This is a genomic window from Chryseobacterium ureilyticum (assembly GCF_900156735.1).
In the GTDB taxonomy this organism is placed as follows: domain Bacteria; phylum Bacteroidota; class Bacteroidia; order Flavobacteriales; family Weeksellaceae; genus Chryseobacterium; species Chryseobacterium ureilyticum.
Genome location: NZ_FTOL01000004.1, coordinates 204,904 through 222,196, shown reverse-complemented (window position 1 = coordinate 222,196; position 17,293 = coordinate 204,904). Strand labels below are relative to the sequence as shown.

At 36.2% G+C, this 17,293-nt stretch carries 22 protein-coding genes; 5 read left to right on the top strand and 17 right to left on the bottom strand.

Translation table 11 applies throughout. The features are described from left to right. Window positions 1-103 precede the first annotated feature (103 nt). The 11 genes from BW983_RS13615 to BW983_RS24050 all read right to left on the bottom strand — a co-directional run bounded on the left by BW983_RS13615 (window position 104) and on the right by BW983_RS24050 (window position 9,042). Window positions 104-2,539, bottom strand: coding sequence for a TonB-dependent receptor (locus BW983_RS13615; RefSeq protein ID WP_076552455.1), 2,436 nt, complete (start codon window positions 2,537-2,539; stop codon window positions 104-106). Window positions 2,540-2,563: 24 nt separating this feature from the next. Continuing rightward, on the bottom strand, window positions 2,564-3,085 hold the full coding sequence (locus BW983_RS13610) for a GNAT family N-acetyltransferase (protein ID WP_076552454.1): 522 nt from the start codon (window positions 3,083-3,085) through the stop codon (window positions 2,564-2,566). 5 nt (window positions 3,086-3,090) lie between these two features. Then, entirely contained in the window at window positions 3,091-3,861 is a 771-nt protein-coding gene (locus BW983_RS13605; protein ID WP_076552453.1) for an ABC transporter ATP-binding protein, read from the bottom strand. Next, a complete protein-coding gene (locus tag BW983_RS13600) occupies window positions 3,858-4,865 on the bottom strand; it encodes a FecCD family ABC transporter permease (RefSeq protein WP_076552659.1) in 1,008 nt (335 codons plus the stop codon). Before BW983_RS13600 ends, BW983_RS13605 begins: the two co-directional genes overlap by 4 nt. A gap of 2 nt (window positions 4,866-4,867) precedes the next feature. Continuing rightward, window positions 4,868-5,872 carry an ABC transporter substrate-binding protein gene (locus tag BW983_RS13595; protein ID WP_076552452.1) on the bottom strand — a complete coding sequence of 335 codons (1,005 nt, stop codon included), beginning with the start codon at window positions 5,870-5,872 and terminating at the stop codon, window positions 4,868-4,870. Further along, the gene (locus BW983_RS13590; RefSeq protein ID WP_076552451.1) at window positions 5,862-6,338 is read right to left on the bottom strand and encodes an urease accessory protein UreE; all 477 of its coding nucleotides are present in this window, start codon (window positions 6,336-6,338) and stop codon (window positions 5,862-5,864) included. Before BW983_RS13590 ends, BW983_RS13595 begins: the two co-directional genes overlap by 11 nt. Window position 6,339: 1 nt before the next feature. After that, window positions 6,340-7,056 carry a hydrogenase nickel incorporation protein HypB gene (gene hypB, locus BW983_RS13585; protein WP_076552450.1) on the bottom strand — a complete coding sequence of 239 codons (717 nt, stop codon included), beginning with the start codon at window positions 7,054-7,056 and terminating at the stop codon, window positions 6,340-6,342. A 1-nt stretch (window position 7,057) separates the two neighbouring features. Continuing rightward, window positions 7,058-7,411, bottom strand: a complete 354-nt coding sequence (locus BW983_RS13580; protein WP_076552449.1) for a hydrogenase maturation nickel metallochaperone HypA/HybF — start codon at window positions 7,409-7,411, stop codon at window positions 7,058-7,060. Between the two features lie 97 nt (window positions 7,412-7,508). Then, a complete protein-coding gene (locus BW983_RS13575) occupies window positions 7,509-7,892 on the bottom strand; it encodes a hypothetical protein (RefSeq protein ID WP_139329277.1) in 384 nt (127 codons plus the stop codon). Window positions 7,893-8,211: 319 nt separating this feature from the next. Next, window positions 8,212-8,781, bottom strand: a complete 570-nt coding sequence (locus BW983_RS13570) for a GNAT family N-acetyltransferase (protein ID WP_076552447.1) — start codon at window positions 8,779-8,781, stop codon at window positions 8,212-8,214. An 84-nt stretch (window positions 8,782-8,865) separates the two neighbouring features. After that, complete coding sequence (locus BW983_RS24050) at window positions 8,866-9,042, bottom strand: hypothetical protein (RefSeq protein WP_167369989.1); 177 nt, start codon at window positions 9,040-9,042, stop codon at window positions 8,866-8,868. 246 nt (window positions 9,043-9,288) lie between these two features. On the opposite strand from BW983_RS24050, the gene BW983_RS13560 reads away from it, so the two are divergent. From BW983_RS13560 to BW983_RS13550, 3 genes are all read left to right on the top strand, one after another. Then, window positions 9,289-10,083, top strand: a complete 795-nt coding sequence (locus tag BW983_RS13560) for a class I SAM-dependent methyltransferase (RefSeq protein ID WP_076552658.1) — start codon at window positions 9,289-9,291, stop codon at window positions 10,081-10,083. Window positions 10,084-10,284: 201 nt separating this feature from the next. After that, window positions 10,285-10,803: a Crp/Fnr family transcriptional regulator gene (locus BW983_RS13555; RefSeq protein WP_228409008.1), complete on the top strand. Its 519-nt coding sequence runs from the start codon at window positions 10,285-10,287 to the stop codon at window positions 10,801-10,803. Window positions 10,804-11,144: 341 nt separating this feature from the next. Further along, complete coding sequence (locus tag BW983_RS13550) at window positions 11,145-12,080, top strand: ketopantoate reductase family protein (RefSeq protein ID WP_076552657.1); 936 nt, start codon at window positions 11,145-11,147, stop codon at window positions 12,078-12,080. Window positions 12,081-12,201: 121 nt separating this feature from the next. Here the strand turns inward: BW983_RS13550 and BW983_RS13545 are convergent, their stop codons facing one another. The 6 genes from BW983_RS13545 to BW983_RS13520 all read right to left on the bottom strand — a co-directional run bounded on the left by BW983_RS13545 (window position 12,202) and on the right by BW983_RS13520 (window position 15,805). Next, window positions 12,202-12,552, bottom strand: a complete 351-nt coding sequence (locus tag BW983_RS13545; RefSeq protein WP_065394100.1) for a 4Fe-4S dicluster domain-containing protein — start codon at window positions 12,550-12,552, stop codon at window positions 12,202-12,204. 135 nt (window positions 12,553-12,687) lie between these two features. Next, window positions 12,688-13,017, bottom strand: a complete 330-nt coding sequence (locus BW983_RS13540; protein WP_228409007.1) for a 2Fe-2S iron-sulfur cluster-binding protein — start codon at window positions 13,015-13,017, stop codon at window positions 12,688-12,690. Continuing rightward, entirely contained in the window at window positions 13,017-14,069 is a 1,053-nt protein-coding gene (locus BW983_RS13535) for an NAD(P)/FAD-dependent oxidoreductase (protein WP_076552444.1), read from the bottom strand. Before BW983_RS13535 ends, BW983_RS13540 begins: the two co-directional genes overlap by 1 nt. A gap of 1 nt (window position 14,070) precedes the next feature. After that, on the bottom strand, window positions 14,071-14,640 hold the full coding sequence (locus BW983_RS13530; protein WP_076552443.1) for an NADPH-dependent FMN reductase: 570 nt from the start codon (window positions 14,638-14,640) through the stop codon (window positions 14,071-14,073). 6 nt (window positions 14,641-14,646) lie between these two features. Continuing rightward, window positions 14,647-15,147, bottom strand: a complete 501-nt coding sequence (locus tag BW983_RS13525) for a DUF2480 family protein (protein WP_076552442.1) — start codon at window positions 15,145-15,147, stop codon at window positions 14,647-14,649. A gap of 31 nt (window positions 15,148-15,178) precedes the next feature. Continuing rightward, on the bottom strand, window positions 15,179-15,805 hold the full coding sequence (locus BW983_RS13520) for a superoxide dismutase (protein WP_076552441.1): 627 nt from the start codon (window positions 15,803-15,805) through the stop codon (window positions 15,179-15,181). A 192-nt stretch (window positions 15,806-15,997) separates the two neighbouring features. Between BW983_RS13520 and BW983_RS13515 the strand changes: the two genes are divergently transcribed. Together BW983_RS13515 and hxpB are read left to right on the top strand one after the other, a co-directional pair. Then, on the top strand, window positions 15,998-16,618 hold the full coding sequence (locus BW983_RS13515; protein ID WP_076552440.1) for a helix-turn-helix transcriptional regulator: 621 nt from the start codon (window positions 15,998-16,000) through the stop codon (window positions 16,616-16,618). A 16-nt stretch (window positions 16,619-16,634) separates the two neighbouring features. After that, window positions 16,635-17,276, top strand: coding sequence for a hexitol phosphatase HxpB (gene hxpB / locus BW983_RS13510; protein WP_076552439.1), 642 nt, complete (start codon window positions 16,635-16,637; stop codon window positions 17,274-17,276). The last annotated feature ends 17 nt before the right edge of the window (window positions 17,277-17,293 follow it).

Sequence of the window (17,293 nt, the reverse complement as noted above, 5' to 3'; positions counted from 1 at the left end):
AAAAAATAACTACTTTGTGTTTGTCAGCATAACATTTTATGTACAAAATAAAAGCCCGGGTTGTAAAAAAACTTCCCAGGCTCTATCAAGATTAAAAATAAGTTTAAAAACAATACCCCACAGAAACTGTTACATTTCTAGGAGCTCCCGGAAATGCTCTTGTGTAATCAAAACCACCCAGGAAATAGTATTTATCAAAAATATTATTGACATTCACTGCCATTTTCATTTTTCCGATATGATAATAAACAGCAGCATTTACCGTAGTATAAGAGGGCCATTCTCCCCATAGGGCAGTTCCGTTACTGTCTTTTCCAATGCTGTTATCCATACGTCTTGTATCTACATAATATACTCCGGCACCAAATCCAAGACCTTTTAAAGCTGAAGTAGAGAATACATATTTTAACCACATACTTGCCATATTTTTTGGCGCTCCGGGTAATGCCTGTCCTACTTCAGAAGCAATAGAGGAGGATTTTACTTCAGTGTGATTGTAAGTGTAATTTCCCATAATCTGGAACTCTTTGGTCAGCTGTCCGCGAATATCCAATTCCACACCTTTTGAGACTGCTTCTCCTGATTGTCTGTATACCGGGAAACCTGTTGTACTGATTTCTCCTGTAGCAATCAGCATATTTTGACGTTCAATCTGGAAAAGGGATAAATCCATTTGTAATTGATTCTTGAAAAATCCGGTTTTAAGACCGGTTTCAATCTGGAAGCTATGTTCTGCTGTGAAAGGTTTTTCAGCTCCGTAATCCTGATAATTCTGGATAAAATTCGCACCTACTGGGGCAAATCCCTGGGAATAGCTTGCGAAGTAATTGATCTGATCATTGATCTGATAAGTTAACCCAATACGTGGCAGCCATGCATTCTGAGTTGCGCTAAAACGGTCTTTACTACTTACTGTTTCGGAATAATAATGTTCATGGCGTAATCCCACTATAAGTTTTAATCTGTCCGCAAATGAAATTTGATCCTGTACATAGATTCCTGTTGTTTTATATGGGCTTAAAAAAGGATAATTTCCCTGTGGTAGCCATACATAATTACTCAGATCATGAGTGGTATAAGTAGGATTGTTAAGATCAAAGGTCAGAGGAACAATTTTTCCGTCTATCTTTTGTTGTCTTGCTTCACGTTGCTGATTATTGTTGTCACCTTCATATTGAGCATAGTCTACTCCTGCCACAATGTGGTTTTCTATTTTATGACCGGTAAGATCCCATTTCAGGTATACTACGGAATTATCAGTGTAATCTTTTCCGTGACGGTCAAAGAAACGCATATTCATAATGGTGTTTTTGGGAGCATCGGCGTAACTGTTCAGCGTTCTGTGTTCATTGACATCTTCCTGATAGATTGATTTCATATAGCTTGCATTCAAAGAAAGATTGTGCGTCAAGCGTTGGCTCAATCGAGCACTAAATGACAAGGTTTTGGTATTATAAAAATCTGATGGCTGGCTTAAGGTAAAAGAACGGTCTAAAGCATAAAAATCATTGTTTCTCAATCCCATTCCACGATCCAGATATCCGTGAAACTGATCATATACCAAATCAATATCAACCTGAGTTCCATCAAAAGGTTTGAAGGTAAATGAAGGAGCAATCATAAAGTTTTTCTGCTGATTGACATTTCGGAAAGTTTTACTGTCTTCATATCCTGCATTTAAACGATAAAGGATTTTCTTTTCTTTATCCAGAGGTCCTGTGAGATCAATATTTGTACGGATAGTCTGAAAGCTACCGACAGAGAAGTTAATTGAACCTTTTTGTTTGTCTAAAGGCTTTTTAGTGACCATATTAATTGTTCCTCCTGGCGTAACATCTCCGAATAATGAGGCTCCGGGACCTTTTAAAACAGAAACACTTTCCAGATTGATCGTTAAGGGTGAACGATAGTAACTGTTTCCATAGCTGTAACCTGAACGTAATCCGTTGACAAGGCGTATTCCTGTTTCATAACCACTTTTGAAACCTCTGATAATAAGGTCATCATAAGAAGATGCTGTAGTTACTCCGGCAAGATCCTGTGCGACTTCACGGGTTGTGTAAGCCTGTTTGTCTTCCATAAATTCACTGCTGACAATAGAAACGGATTGTGGAAGGTCTTTAAGATTACCAGAAAACTTTCCGCCTAATTCCAGATTATTGGTTAAATAAGAATTATTTCTGCGGGCTGTAATCAGAACTTCCTGAAGATTGGTCTGATGTTCTGCCAAACGAATGATAATTCCGTTTTTATCATCATAAGAAAGGGAATCCAGCGTAATATCCGAACTGGAATATCCTTTTGCATCCACTGTTAATTGAGCCGGATACTGAAAAAGAGTTTCAAACTGAAATTGCCCATCTTTACTTGTTATGGTAGAATTTCCGTGATTAATGGAAACGATGGCATTGGAAATTATTTTACCTTCCTGATTCAGAATTTTTCCGAAAATAGGATGAGTTTCCTGTGCTGATAAGGCAAAAGGAAGTAAGAGCATTATACCGTTAATGTATAATATTTTTTTGGTTATGTGCTTCATTGTATCTTCTACGCTTTGTATTATTTATTGTTCTGTCGGAATCATAAGTTCCATATGCAGAGTTGGGTATGTACCTTCATAGCAGGATTTCAAAAGCTTAAAACCTTGTTTTAGCCAATAATCATAGGCTCCCTGAAGAAAGGGATGGGTATGAAGGTATAGTCGTTTTATATTTTTTTGTTGAGCTGTTTTTAATAATTCCTGAAAGAGCCGGGTAGCTATTCCGGTTCTTCTGTATTCCGGGTTGACGAATAATCTTGCCACTTCCACAGTAGTTTTTTCATCAATATCAAGGTGAGGGAAACGGTAGTCAAAAGGCATCATTCCGATAACGCCAATCAGTTTATTATCTGCTGTCCGAGCCTGTAAAAAAGCACCGGTAGGAGCGTGCAGATAGTTTTGTTCAAAATTTACCAGATCTTTTGGAACGATCAAAGGATCAAGTAAAGGGTAGAGTTGACGTCTGAATTCCATCACATAAGGAAGAACTTCAAAAACGTGATAATCTTCTACCATAGAAATCGTTATTTCTTCGTTGTTTTTCATATTTTTTATTTTAATTGAGGTGCAAACATGGGAGTTTCCTGATGATCCAAAGCCAGTAAAGGAACCTGATAAGTGTCTTCGAGAAGCTGTTTCAATTCACCTTTTTCTAAAGATTGAACAGGGACCAATTCATTATGATTCATCACAAAAAATTCATCTCCGAACTGAAAAGCAAGGTTGGGATCATGCATGACACATAAAACTGTAGTTCCTTCATGAACCAACTGACGAATGGCTTTCAAAACAGCGACTTGATAATGGAGATCCAGATGATTGGTAGGTTCATCCAGCATGAGAACGTCTGGTTTCTGAACCAATACGCGGCACAATAGTACCAATTGACGTTCTCCCCCGGAAAGGGATGTGTAAGGTTTATCCTTTAAATGAATCAAATTAAACTTCTTTAAAATAGATTCTACTTCCTGATAATCTTTCTTTTGGGGTGAAAATCTTGAAAAAGAAGCCCGTCCGGTTAATATCACATCAAAAACCTTAAATGGAAAAGTAGTCTGATGAAACTGAGTTAAAAATCCTAGACGAACGGGAGAGGAAGGACCAATTTTGATCTTTTTGCGTTCTTTATTGGCAATCCATACACTGCCTTTGTAGTTTTTTTCAAGTCCGGCAATTATTTTAAATAAAGTAGATTTACCACTTCCATTTCTTCCCAGAATAACGGATAGTTTTCCTTTTGAAAATTTTGCATTTACATTTTTCAGTACCTGCTCTTTTCCATAATCAAAAGAAAGCTGTTCAATACTAATCATTGTGTTCATGAGTTCCAGTTGATTGCATTTCTGCGCATTAAATAGATGAAAATAGGGGCTCCGATGATCATGGTAAATACACCGATGGGAATTTCAAAAGGCATTACAGTACGGGAAAAGTCATCAATCAGTAATAAAAAAGCACCTCCAATGCTGATATTCGCCCAAACGGTAATATTGTTATTCGGTCCGAAGATCATTCTGCTGATGTGAGGTACAATCAATCCAAATAGACTGATAACCCCAACAGCGGCAACGGATGAAGCCGTAATCATTGTAGCGACTGCCATCAATACAAGTTTCAATACGGTAGGATTTACTCCGACAGCCATTGCTTCATGGTCTCCTAAAGCTAAAAGGTTGAGCTTCCAGCGAAGGATAACAATCACAGATAAACCGATAAGGATTGGAAATACAGCGGTATGAACTTTCTGCCATGAAGCCGTATGAAGATTTCCCATTGTCCATTGTACAATTGCCTGTAATTTATAAGGATCGCTCAGGTATTGAAGAACCGTCAGAAATGCGGTAAATACTCCAGATACAATCATTCCTGAAAGTACCATACTTACGATAGAAGTTTTAGCTCCGGCGTAGGATACAAGATAAGTGACCACTACAGCTGCAACTCCAAAAATAAAGGCTGAAACATTCACTGCCATTACAGGAAAAAGCATTGCTAATGCAGCTCCGAAGGCAGAACCGGATGAGATTCCTAAGGTAAAAGGGTCAACAATCGGGTTTCTGAAAACAGATTGCAAAACACCGCCGGCAGAGGCTAGGGAAGCACCCACCAGAAAGGTAAGAACAATTCTGGGTAAACGAACCTGCCACAAAATAGTATGCAGACTTCCCTGTAACACCGCTTCATCTTTTGAAATTCCCAATTCCAGGGCGATATGATGAAAAAGTTCCCCAAAACCAATATTCTGGCTGGAACCTATAATCAGTGAAATAAACACCAATAGGACAGGTAATATGATTAAAAGGGATAAGGTTTTAAAACTTTTCATCATCAGATCAGTCCTTTTTTTCCGTAGATGATTTCAAATGCTTTTTTTACATCCTGATCAAGTTGTTCCTGAGTATATTCAGGCATGCACCAATGACGAAGCTGCTTGGCAAATAACATGAACTTCACTGTATGCGGATCATATGGAAATGATGGTGACATTACAAATACCTGTTTGTTTTTTACAGCAGGAAGTGCTTCCAGTTCTTTAAGACTGTATACATCCGATAATTTTGAATTCCATAAAATGATAAGGTCCGGGTTCCATTTGTACATAGTTTCTGCACTGATGTTGGGTGCTTCTACGGGAACAGGGCATGCATTCTGAGCTCCGGACAGAGTGATTGCCATATCAATAAGGCTTCCTTTTCCTGAGGTAGACATTATTCGCCCTTTAGACCATGCGTAATAGATTTTCTTAGGAGAAGTTGCCTGTGAGGCTCTCATTTTCTTTACTTCTTCTGCTACATATCCTGTAATTTCTTCTGCACGTTTCTGTTTTCCAAGTAATTTTCCTGCATTTTTTAATTCATCAAGGATTTTTTCGTCATTTAAAGAAGAAAAAGTAAATACCGGAATTCCCAGATTTTCAAGTTGATTGATATTGTCCTCATCAGTATTGAAGGTCAGGACTAAATCAGGTTTTAGCCCAACAATACTCTCAGTATTACTGGATTGTCCGCCAAAAGTAGGAGTAGCAATGCTTTTATTTTTAATACGCTCATCAAGCTTGGAAAGAAAACTGTAAGTGTCTTCCATTTCATAGATCTGTTGTGGAATTCCTACAATTTTTTCACCAGCCTGAAGCATATAAACATCATCAACAAGGGCGTTGTACAAAATAACCACACGCATTGCTTCATGAGGAAGAGTAATCGTTTTACCTCTGCTGTCTGTGGCTGTAACTGCTACATTAGATGAGGTTTCTTTTGAATTTTTAGGATTACAGCTTTGTAATATTAATATGATTACAGAAAGACCTGTAATGAATAGGTTTTTAATTTTCATGTACTCTGTTTTTTGCCAGATAACGTAATGATTGATTGGATAAAAGCTGGGAATCTGTAAGCTGAATGCGTTCTCCATATCTAAAAGAAAGCTGTTCATACAAACGTCCGTCATAAGGAACTGCAAAAGATTGCCCCTGAGTCAGAAAAACCGGAAGATGCTGATTTCCGATAAAGTAACAGAAGTCTGCCGCTTCGGCATCATTCTTTGCTGGAAAACATATGGTCAAACATGGCTTGAAATGAATCGAAGCTATTAATTTTCCGTTGCTGTATAATTCATCTCCCTGTTGCCATTCCTTCAAATTTCCCAGTCTCATTTCCAAAACCAGCCCGGAGTTGGTAGTCCGGGTCAGTTTTTGTTTTTTGTTTTCAAACCATTCGAGTTCCAAGACATCAGAATGACGATCATTCAGATTGATCGCTGTTTTCACTTCATCAATTACGATTGGCTGTATGGTATTCATGTTAAGCTTCTTTAGCAGCGCTTTCTTTTTTTAATTTTACTTTTTCTTTCAGCCAATTACACCATTCATCAATTCCGTCTCCGTTTAAAGTGCTGATGGTCATTACTTCAAGATTCGGATTCACTTCATGGGCATCTTTTGTTACGGCTTCTACAGAAAAAGGAACGTATGGAAGTAAATCTGCTTTGGAAACAAGCATCAGTTCACTCGTTAAAAACATACGCGGGTATTTCTTAGGTTTATCGTCTCCTTCAGTAGAAGCGAGAAGAGTCACTCGGTAATCCTCACCAAGGTCAAAAGCAGACGGGCAAAGAAGGTTTCCTACATTTTCGATGAATAATAAATCAACACCTTCAAGATCAATATGGTCCAATGCCTGTAGAATCATCTGAGCCTCAATATGACACATTCCACCAGTCACAATCTGTAAGGCATTAATTCCTACCTCACGCATTCTGATCGCATCACGTTCTGTTTCAGGGTCTCCTACTAGAATTGAAATATTAAGTTCTTCAGCAAGACGTTTTCCGGTTTCCTGCATCAGGGTTGTTTTTCCTGATCCCGGAGATGAGCAGACATTGATCACACAAACATCTTTTAAACGGTCTCTGATGGCTTTGGCTACAAAATCATTAGCCTTTAATAAATGAAGAGTGGTATTATCACATTGAACGGAACCTACACGGTTTCCTAAACTTTTTGGATTAGCTGTTGACATATTAATGTTCTTTTTGTTTAAAAATTACTTTTGAAATAAAGAGTTCGTTCCCCTGAACGATATTGGCAGAAGGAGTTCCGCAATCATCACAGACAAATTTGTGGTACCTGACCTGAAAATCTTTTTTACAATGATCACAGTGGGCAATAATGTCATTAACGAGAACTTCCAGCTCCATTTCCCGATAGTACGGGTGATCCGTAATAAATGCATCAAATGCATTCTGAATAAGAACAGGCTGAACGTTGGAAAGTAATCCTGCCGTTACCTGAACCTGCTGAATATCTTCTACTTTGGCGTCATAATGTTCTTCCAAAGTGTCAAAAATATCCTTCACTATACTTAATTCATGCATAGCTTATGTATTTTTATGGTGAGACTGACTATCCGGGATTTTCAGATAATCTTAATGAGAATTTACTGTAAGTACTTATAATATAGTGTTTACAGATTTATTTTTTTGTTGTAAATAAAGGAATATTGATCTTTAAATTATGAAATAAAAGATATTTGGGAAGGTGATACTGATGAGCAAACTCCGAAACAGAATTTATCATCATCGTAGAATTTAATTTTGATTCCCAAAGAAAAGAAAACCTTTCAAAAAGGGTAAAAGGTAAATCAAAAAAGGTCTTATCAAGATCTAAATCATTTTCTGCAATAGAGGCTATGAGTAAAGTATCATGCTGTTGAGGTGCTTCGGAAGCTTTTAATCCAATTTGATCTTGTGAAGAATTTACATGAAGATTACTTTTTTTGTTATTTGCCCATCCCAACATTGTTGTTAGTACCAGAGCAAGCATAAAAGTAATTGATATGTAAAGAGACTTCTTCATCGATAGGGCAAATTTACGCCTTTTAACAGTCTTTATTCTTACTAAAAACCTTTTAAAAATGTTCAAAATCAGGACTGAATTTCCTTTCTAAAATCGACTAAATGTATTTGTTTTCTTTAATGTTTTGTTGTGTAAAATATTGTAAATTAAGTACTTGTTGTTTGTGTTTGAACCGCTTTTTGTTTTTTTTGATTTATAAAAATGTTGAAAAAATGATTTTCCTATATGAGATATTTTTTTATCACTTACGATATTACAAGTGATAATTTAATGTGAATAAAGTTTGTTTAAAATCTTGATTTTAAACAATGTATAATGTTTAATGAATGATTTTAAGTTTTGAAAAATAATCTTCTTCAAGAATAGCATATTCATAATTATCACTCCAACCACTTTTTAATGGTAGAAGTTTTCTGCGATGAGCCTCCCTTATCATCCCTGATTTTTCCATGACTTTATAAGAGGCGATATTATCAATAGCGCAACCAGCTTCAATTCTATGCAGTTTTAGCTCTTCAAAACCAAATTGAATAATCTTTTCAAGTGCTTCAGTTGCATAACCCTTTCCCCAGATTTCCGGACTGAGTTTATACCAAGTTTCAGCATTTTTATAATGAGGTTTAATAATATCAATGCCAATAATACCTACAAATGTATGATCCCTATTTGTTTCTATCAAGAAAGTAAACTTTTTCCGGTTTTCTCCAGCTTCAGCTTCCGATTTCCAGGTGTTGATCAGCTTTTGGGTTTCGTTTTTATCATTAGAATAAGAAGAGGGATTGAATACAGTGCTTTCAGGTTTTTGCAACATTTCATGTACATTATGAATATCACTTTCTTTGAACGCACGTAGTGTAAGTCGTTCAGATTCTAATATAAGGTTATTCATGTTTATAATTTGTTTTCTCTGCCAAATATAAAGAATATTCAGAAGGGATATTTTTTAGAGGGATCTCTTTAAATTTATCTGAAATTAATTTAAAATTAAATACAAGAACCTTCCAAAACTTTTGCCAGCTGTAAATATCATTAAGGCTGAAATGGCAATCAATACAATTCCGAAAGTAGGATTGTTTTTAGATTTTTCAATTAAAAACGGTAAAACTTCTTCCGCTTTCAATTTTTTCAATTGGTTAAAAAGATTTTTCATATTATTCTGTTTATCAATTAGTAGAGAATGATTTGGCTTTGTTACAATTAAATGGTAATCAGGATAAAATAAGATTCTTATTGCTATGTTTTTATAGAGGTTTATCAATTAAATGATGCCATTTATCAGCTCTTTTCACGAAAATGAATAGTCTTCTTCTTATTGATGAATAGCAAAGTCTCTATATTTGAACCAGATAATACATGGCAAAATGTTTTATAATGTCTCATGAAAAAGAAGAAGAATATGCAAGAAGAAAAAATTGACTTTTTACACCATAATGAATCAGCGTGGAATAAACAGGCTTTGGAACAGAATGAGTGGTCTCAAGCAGTAAGTACAGAATTGATCAATGATGCAAAGGATGGAAAATGGGAAGTTCATCTTACCCCAAAACCTTTAAATAAAGCATGGCTAGGAGATGTAAGAGGTAAGAAGATTTTATGTCTGGCATCTGCTGGAGGGCAACAGGCTCCTGTATTGGCGGCAGTAGGTGCTTCTGTTGTGGTTTTTGATATTTCGGAAGAACAGTTGAAACAGGATGAGCATGTAGCAGATCGTGATGGATTATCTTTGAAAACGGTTCAGGGCGATATGAGAGATTTGAGCGCTTTTGAAGATGAATCATTCGATATTGTATTTCATCCCATATCCAACCATTATGTGGAAGATGTAAATCCTGTCTGGAAAGAAGCATATCGGGTTTTGAAAAAAGGAGGGACTTTACTAGCAAGTTTTTTCAATCCTGTTGTTTTTATTGCAGATCGTAATCCTCAGGATATAGCAGACGGAATTATTAGACCGAAATATACTTTGCCTTATGCTGATATTAAAGATTTAAGCAAGGAACAGATGACAAGAAAAATAGAAAATCAGGAAGCATTGGTTTTCGGGCATACTCTTTCTGATCTCATTGGAGGGCAGTTAAAAGCAGGCTTTCTTATAGAAGATTTTGAAGAGGAAATGCAGCCCCATCCTAGATTTTTAATTGATCAATATTTACCCACCTTCATCGCAACGAAAGCAGTTAAATTAAGATAACCTATTTCCTTCGTATGAAAAAGAAAAAATCGAAGATTTGTTGGGAAGTTACTTGATAGACCTTCGATTTATATTTTAATCCAAATTCCCGGAATTATCCCTATTTTAGACGGCTAAAAACAGATAGCGTTGTCATTTTCAATGGATAAATCTTCAATTAATAATTATTTTCATTCTTTATTCAGTATAAAAGATGAAGTGGTGGAAAAAATTACAGAAAGCTTCAATCATTTTGATTTAAAGTCAAATACAATTTTGCTGGATCAGAATACCGTAAGTACCAAGACTTATTTTCTGGAAAAAGGCTATGTTCGTTCCTATCTTTTAAATGAAGATAATGAAGAAATTACAACCAATATCTATGCAGCACCTTGTTTTGTGAATGATTTTCTATCGTTTTTCAGGCAACAACCTACAAAAGAAATTTATCAGACCATTACAGACTGTACCTTTTGGGAAACTGGTTTGGAAAATGTACAATATAATTTTCATAATATTCCTGAATTTAGAGAATTTAGCAGGCTCCTTTTTGTATTAAATTATTACAATATTCATGACAGGCTGATTGAAATGGCGAGTCAGAAGGCTTCCACAAGATATTTTAATTTAATGAAGAAAGATCCTGATATTTTTCAGCATGTTCCTTTAAAGGTAATTGCATCTTATCTTGGAATAAAAGACAGTTCACTGAGTAGAATCAGAAGGGATATTAATAAGTAATGTATGGAAGTGGGAAGATGGGAGTTGGAAGTTACTGTCAGCCTAGTAATTTCCTATAATTTTTGATTTAAACGCAGAGCTCGCAGAGATTTGGATTGTAAACTTTATATCCGTTAGCAATGGTGTTTCACTAAGCTAAGATTTTTATAAGTAGATATTCTCTGCTGAACGAAGTGCCCTTGCGCTCGTAAATAAAGCATTATAAAAAATATCTTATTTTCCATTGCGTTTAAGAAAAAAATCAGGTTCCTTTTTATAATTTTAGATTTAAATGATCATTTCTTTTCATTTGTCAAGTGATAGATTAAAATATGTCATTCATCTTTGTCAAAAATAATTTCATGAATAAAAAACATATTGTTGTTGTAGGATTAGGGGGTGTAGGAGGATATTTTGGGTTTAAAATCAATCAGGAGAATGAAGTCTCCGGAAAATATACTGTTTCTTTCGTAGCAAGAGGAGAAACCTATCATAAAGTAAAAGAAAACGGATTAGTTCTTATTTCCCCTGAGCATCCAAACGATAGAACTTATCCTAATGCCATTGTGGAAAATATCAGTGAGCTTAAAAATCCTGATCTTGTCCTGATCTGCGTTAAAGAATACGATCTTGAAAATGTTTGCAGACAACTTGCAGAAGTTATTACTAAAGATACCGTATTGCTTCCTATGATGAATGGTGCAGATATTTATGACAGAATCCGAAGAATACTTCCTGATCATATTATTTTGCCAACTTGTATTTATGTAGCTTCTCATATTAAAGAAAGAGGAACTGTGGAACATAAAGGTAAAGCTGGAAAGATGTTTGTAGGAAGGGATCCTGAGCATTTCTCAAGCGATATAACATGGATAACAGATTTGCTTCATGAGAGTAAAATAGATTTTGATTTTAAGGATAATTCTTTGGCAGATATATGGACAAAGTTTTTCTTTATTGCAAGCTTCGGGCTGGTAACAGCAAAGCATAATTCATCCATTGGAACAGTATGTACTGATGAACAGCAAAAAAATGAAGCAACAGAAATAATGAAGGAGATAAAACTGATCTCTGATAAAAAAGAAATTCCACTTCCTGAAGATATTATAGAAAAGACATTTGAAAAAGCGTGTACATTTCCTTTTGAAACTCCAACATCTTTACAGCTGGATATTCATTCCGGGAAAAAGGAAAACGAATTGGAATTGTTTGCCGGAGCCATTTTAAATTATGGAAAAGAGCTTACTATTGAAACTCCTTTTACCCAAAAGATCTATAATGAGATTAAAGGAAAATAGGTAAGAGAAATCAAAAAAACAATATTAACCACATAGAATATATTGAATTTCAGGATTCTGAAAAAACTATATATTCTATGTGGTTAATTTAAATATAGAATAACTATTGTGATTGATAGTTTTAAGCTCCGTGCATGAATTTTTGCCTGTCTAACAGTACTTCATCTGTTTCTCTATGGTCCGGATCATCAATACAACAATCTACCGGACAGACCGCTTTACATTGCGGTTCTTCATGAAACCCTTTACATTCCGTACATTTTCCGGATACAATATAATATACTTCATCCGAAACCGCCTGATTATAAACTCCGGCATCTGCTTCTGTACCATCCGGGAAAGTAATATGACCCGAAAGTTTTGTCTTATCCTGCCAACGCCAGTCGATGGCACCTTCATAAATGGCTGAGTTGGGGCATTCCGGTTCGCAGGCTCCACAATTGATACAGTCATCAGTTATTTTTATAGCCATATTTTTATTTTTAAATGTTGTAAAAAAGGGATCTCTTCAACATGGTACTGTTTTAGAAATCCCTACTAAACTTAATTAAAACAGTTCCAACAATTTATTACATCATAAACTGTGCAAACTTGTATTTTGAACCTGTCAATTTGCAGCAATTTCTACAGAGAGCCCATCCATTTGAGCAGTCAGATAGATTTGGCAAGCTAATCTACTGGTTGATTTTGAGGTAAAGAGCTCAGACAAAAGAGCTTCTTCTATATCACCTTTCTCTGGCAATGAAGTTTCCTCGTTAAGAATAAAGCAATGACAGGTCGCACACATTGCCATCCCGCCGCACATTGCTTCCATGGGAAGTTCATACGCCTTACAAATATCTTTTAACGTAAGCCCCATTTCTAACGGGCAGATAAGGGTATGTTTTGTACCGGATTGATCCGTTACAGTAATTGTAATTTCATCCTTCATCGTCATTAGTCAATCGTTGCTACTACTTGTTTTTCTGCCTGTTTTTTTGTTCCGTCAAAACCTTCAATACCGCTTACTGTTGTATATTTAAGAACAAATTTTTTATTAGGATTAAGACGTTGATAAATACTCTGGCAGGCAATGGCTGCTTCATGAAATCCACATAAGATCAGCTTCATTTTATAAGGATAGGTATTGATATCACCTACAGCATAAACCCCTGAAATATTCGTTTGAAAATCTTTACTGTTGTCTACCTTGATCGCATTTTTTTCAAGTTCCAGACCCCAATCCGAGAGAGGTCCAAGCTTAGGAACCAGCCCAAATAGAGGAATAAAATGATCTGTTTCTATAGTCTGAATAGCACCTTCTTTTTCCACCACAATTTCCTGTAAAGAATGTTCACCTTTAACTCCGATAACTTCGGCGGGAGTGATCAGATTGATCTTTCCTGCATGCTTTAATTTTTTTACTTTTTCAACAGAATCCAACGCACCTCGGAATTCATTTCTTCTGTGAATTAATGTCAAAGAAGAAGCTATTTCTGCAAGATGTATAGTCCAATCCAGCGCTGAATCGCCACCACCAGCAATTACAACATGTTTTCCTGTATAATCTTCGGGACGTTTGATGAAATAATTTACTCCACGATCTTCATAGAATGCAATATTGTCAATAGGCGGTTTTTTAGGTTCAAAACTTCCGAGACCACCCGCAATAATTACTGCTTTTGCTCTGTGTTTTGTTCCTTTATCTGTAATGACTTCAAATAGATTTTCTTCCAGCTTTAAAAGATGCACAGCCGTTTCATTGAATGTAAAACCTGGTTCAAACTGTTTGATTTGTTCATAAAGATTGTCAATCAGCTCACCCGCCAGTACACTTGGAAATCCCGGAATATCAAAAATGGGTTTCTTGGGATATAATTCTGATAATTGACCTCCCATCTGTGGCAATGCATCAATAATATGACATCGCATTTTGAGAAGACCGGCTTCAAAAACCGTAAATAACCCTGCAGGACCGGCACCAATGATCAGTATATCTGTTTCTATCATGTTATGATTGATTTATTATAGTTTTTTCAATTTTCTTAGTGGTTGCGATGTTCACAAGCTTATCCAGTTTCCCTGAATAAAACTCTGAGATCTGTTTTGAATCATCGATATGAAATAATGACGATCTTAGAATCGGTACACTGAAGGGAAGCGTCCAGGCTCTCAGTGATTTTGCAATAGTATCCATCGCATTGATTCCCTGCATTGCCTGTAAACCGTCTGCCCAGCATACCAATCCTACTGTTTTGTCTGTAAGATAAGGCTCATAAGAGTTTGCCGTAATTTCCAGCCAATCCAGGCAGTTTTTCATCACTCCCGGAATACTGCCATGATAAAGAGGAGCCAGCCAGAAATGAATATCAGCATTCTGAAACATTTGGGTCATTCGTTCCACAGCCAAAGGTGTTTTCGTTAAAGTGACATCAAACAAAGGAATTCCTGAATCTGCAAGCGTAAAAATATCAGTCTGAATTCCTGATTCTTTCAGGCGTTCTGATAAATAATTGGAAATAAGCCCGGAAGTAGACTCTGTTCTTCTTTCCAGTGATCCGTTAAATATGATTGCTTTCATATTGGTTTATTTTTTAAAAATGACTTTTGGTAAGCCTATTTCGCCATACATTAGACTTTTCACAAAAGGTTTTAGTAGGGAAGTAGCCAAAAGATAAAGTGCCGGAGCAATATCAGGTCCCGCCTTCACAACCACTTTCTGATCATGATACTGCTCCAGATCTGCACTTAAAAGTTTTTGTTTCCACAGATCCAATAGAACTGTATCGAAACTGTTTATATCAGTGTATGCAGCATATGGCTGTAGTTTTTCCATCAATATCATAAATGCCCAAGGCGGAATAATAGCTTCTGTAGAACAGATGATTGCTACAGCTTTGCCTTTGTACAAAGAAAAATCAGTGCTGGCAATTGATTCCTTGAATTCTTTCTCCTTAACGATCATTTCCATGAAAAGATGTTCTTTAATATCCAGTTCCACAACTTCCATTGTAGGTTTGTATTTCAGAAGATCTAAGGCTATAATGCCTGAGGCAGCTGCTTTGTTGATGAAAATCGGTGTATCCATTGCTTTTATTTTGTACTAAAAAGTTGTAAGATTATCTTATTTTTAAAAGAGCTTCATCATATTTTTTTTCTACTGCAGCCCAATCCAATACGGACCAGAATGAATCCAGATAATCTGCTCTTTTGTTTTGATAAGCAAGATAATAAGCGTGTTCCCAAACGTCTATTCCAAGAATAGGAAAACCTCTGTTTACAGAAAGTACATCCATCATTGGATTATCCTGATTAGGGGTAGAACTTATCATAAGAGATCCGTTGAATTTTACAGACAACCAAACCCATCCGGAACCGAATTGCCCAAGTCCTGCTTTCTTCATTTCAGCTTTAAAATCTTCAAGACTTGCAAAAGTTGAAATGATAGCATCGTGTAGTTTTCCTTCAGGATTTAATTTAGGTTGAGGTGAAAGAATTTCCCAGAATAATGAGTGATTGTAGTGCCCGCCACCATTGTTTCTTACCGCAGGACTGTATTCACTTACCCTTTGAAGTAATGAATCAAGGTCAGGATTGGTTTCATTGGTTTGCTCCAAAGCAGCATTTAAATTGTCTACATAAGCTTGGTGATGACGCTGATGGTGGATTGTCATTGTATTTTTATCTATGAATGGTTCCAATGCATCATAAGCATAAGGTAATTGGGGTAGTGTAAATGGTTTCATTGCATTTATTTTTGATTAATGTGAGACAAAGGTAGCAATATATTTGAATAAAACAACTTTTTGGTTGTTTTATAGATTGATGGGACGTGAATTGTAATATATTGAAAATGATGTGTTTGGTGTTTTTATTTAAAGATTATAGAAAATGACTATCTTTGTTGTTGAAAAATAAAACAACCTAAATATTGTCAAATGAAGAAGCCGGCTGCAGACCGCATTCTGATGTTTTTAAAGATGAGAGGAGAAGCTACTTCACTTCTTATTTCTGAAGAATTAGCCATCACAAAAGAGGGTGCGAGAAAGCATTTACTGAACCTTGCCGAGGACGGGCTGATTCAGCCTATAGTAAAAAGCGAAGGGGTAGGAAGACCGTCTACTTATTATATACTTACAGAAAAGGGACTGGCTCAGTTTCCTGATACTCATGCCGAAGTAACAGTGCAGCTTTTGAAATCTGTTAAAAATCTGTTAGGAGAAAATGCTCTGGATTTATTGATCAGTGATCGTGAAAAAAATACGCATGAGCGGTATGAGAAAACACTTTCTAAGACAAAAAATCTTGAACAACGCCTGGAAGCTCTTGCCGAGGCACGAACTAAAGAAGGCTATATGGCTGAATGGAAGAAAGAAGGCAAAGACTATTTTCTGATTGAAAACCATTGTCCAATCTGCGCTGCTGCGACTGAATGCCAAGGATTCTGCCGTGCCGAACTTTCGAATTTTCAGTCATTAATTGGGAAAGAATATACGGTGGAAAGGATAGATCATATTATTTCCGGAGGGCAACGTTGTGTGTATAAGATCAGTCAGTAATTCATTACTAAAAAATATGGTTGTAAAGGCGGTAATATTTGACATGGATGGAGTTCTTGTAGACTCTGAAGGTTTTTGGGCAAAGGCAGAGCTGGATGTTTTCTCATCATATGGTGTTCAGGTAACAGATGATCTGGCTACTCAAACCAAATATATGACAACGAAAGAAGTAACAGAATTCTGGCATGGAAGATTTCCGTGGGAAAACCTTGATGTCCCTAAAGTAGAGCAGGAAGTTGTATCCAAGGTTATTGAATTGATACAAGCCGAAGATTGTACAATGTCCGGCGTACAGACATTTATTAAAGACCTTAAAAGCAAGAAATATAAAATAGGGCTAGCGACTAATGCTCCTTTACGCGTTGCTGATGCCGTTCTTGAGAAACTTCAGATTCGTGACCTATTTGATACTGTTCATTCTTCAGAATTTGAAGAGCAGGGAAAACCACATCCAGCTGTTTATCTTACTTCAGCCAAGCAACTTGGAATTTCTCCTGAGTATTGTATTGTTGTGGAAGACAGCCATTCCGGATTGAAAGCAGCAAAAGCAGCAGGAATGAAAACCATTGTTTTTACCAATAATGATGAAAGTATAAATTCTGATCTCGCAGATTTTAAAATCCTGAGCTTTGAATCAGTTCAGGTACCCATTCTGTAAGTTGCTGAATATTTTTA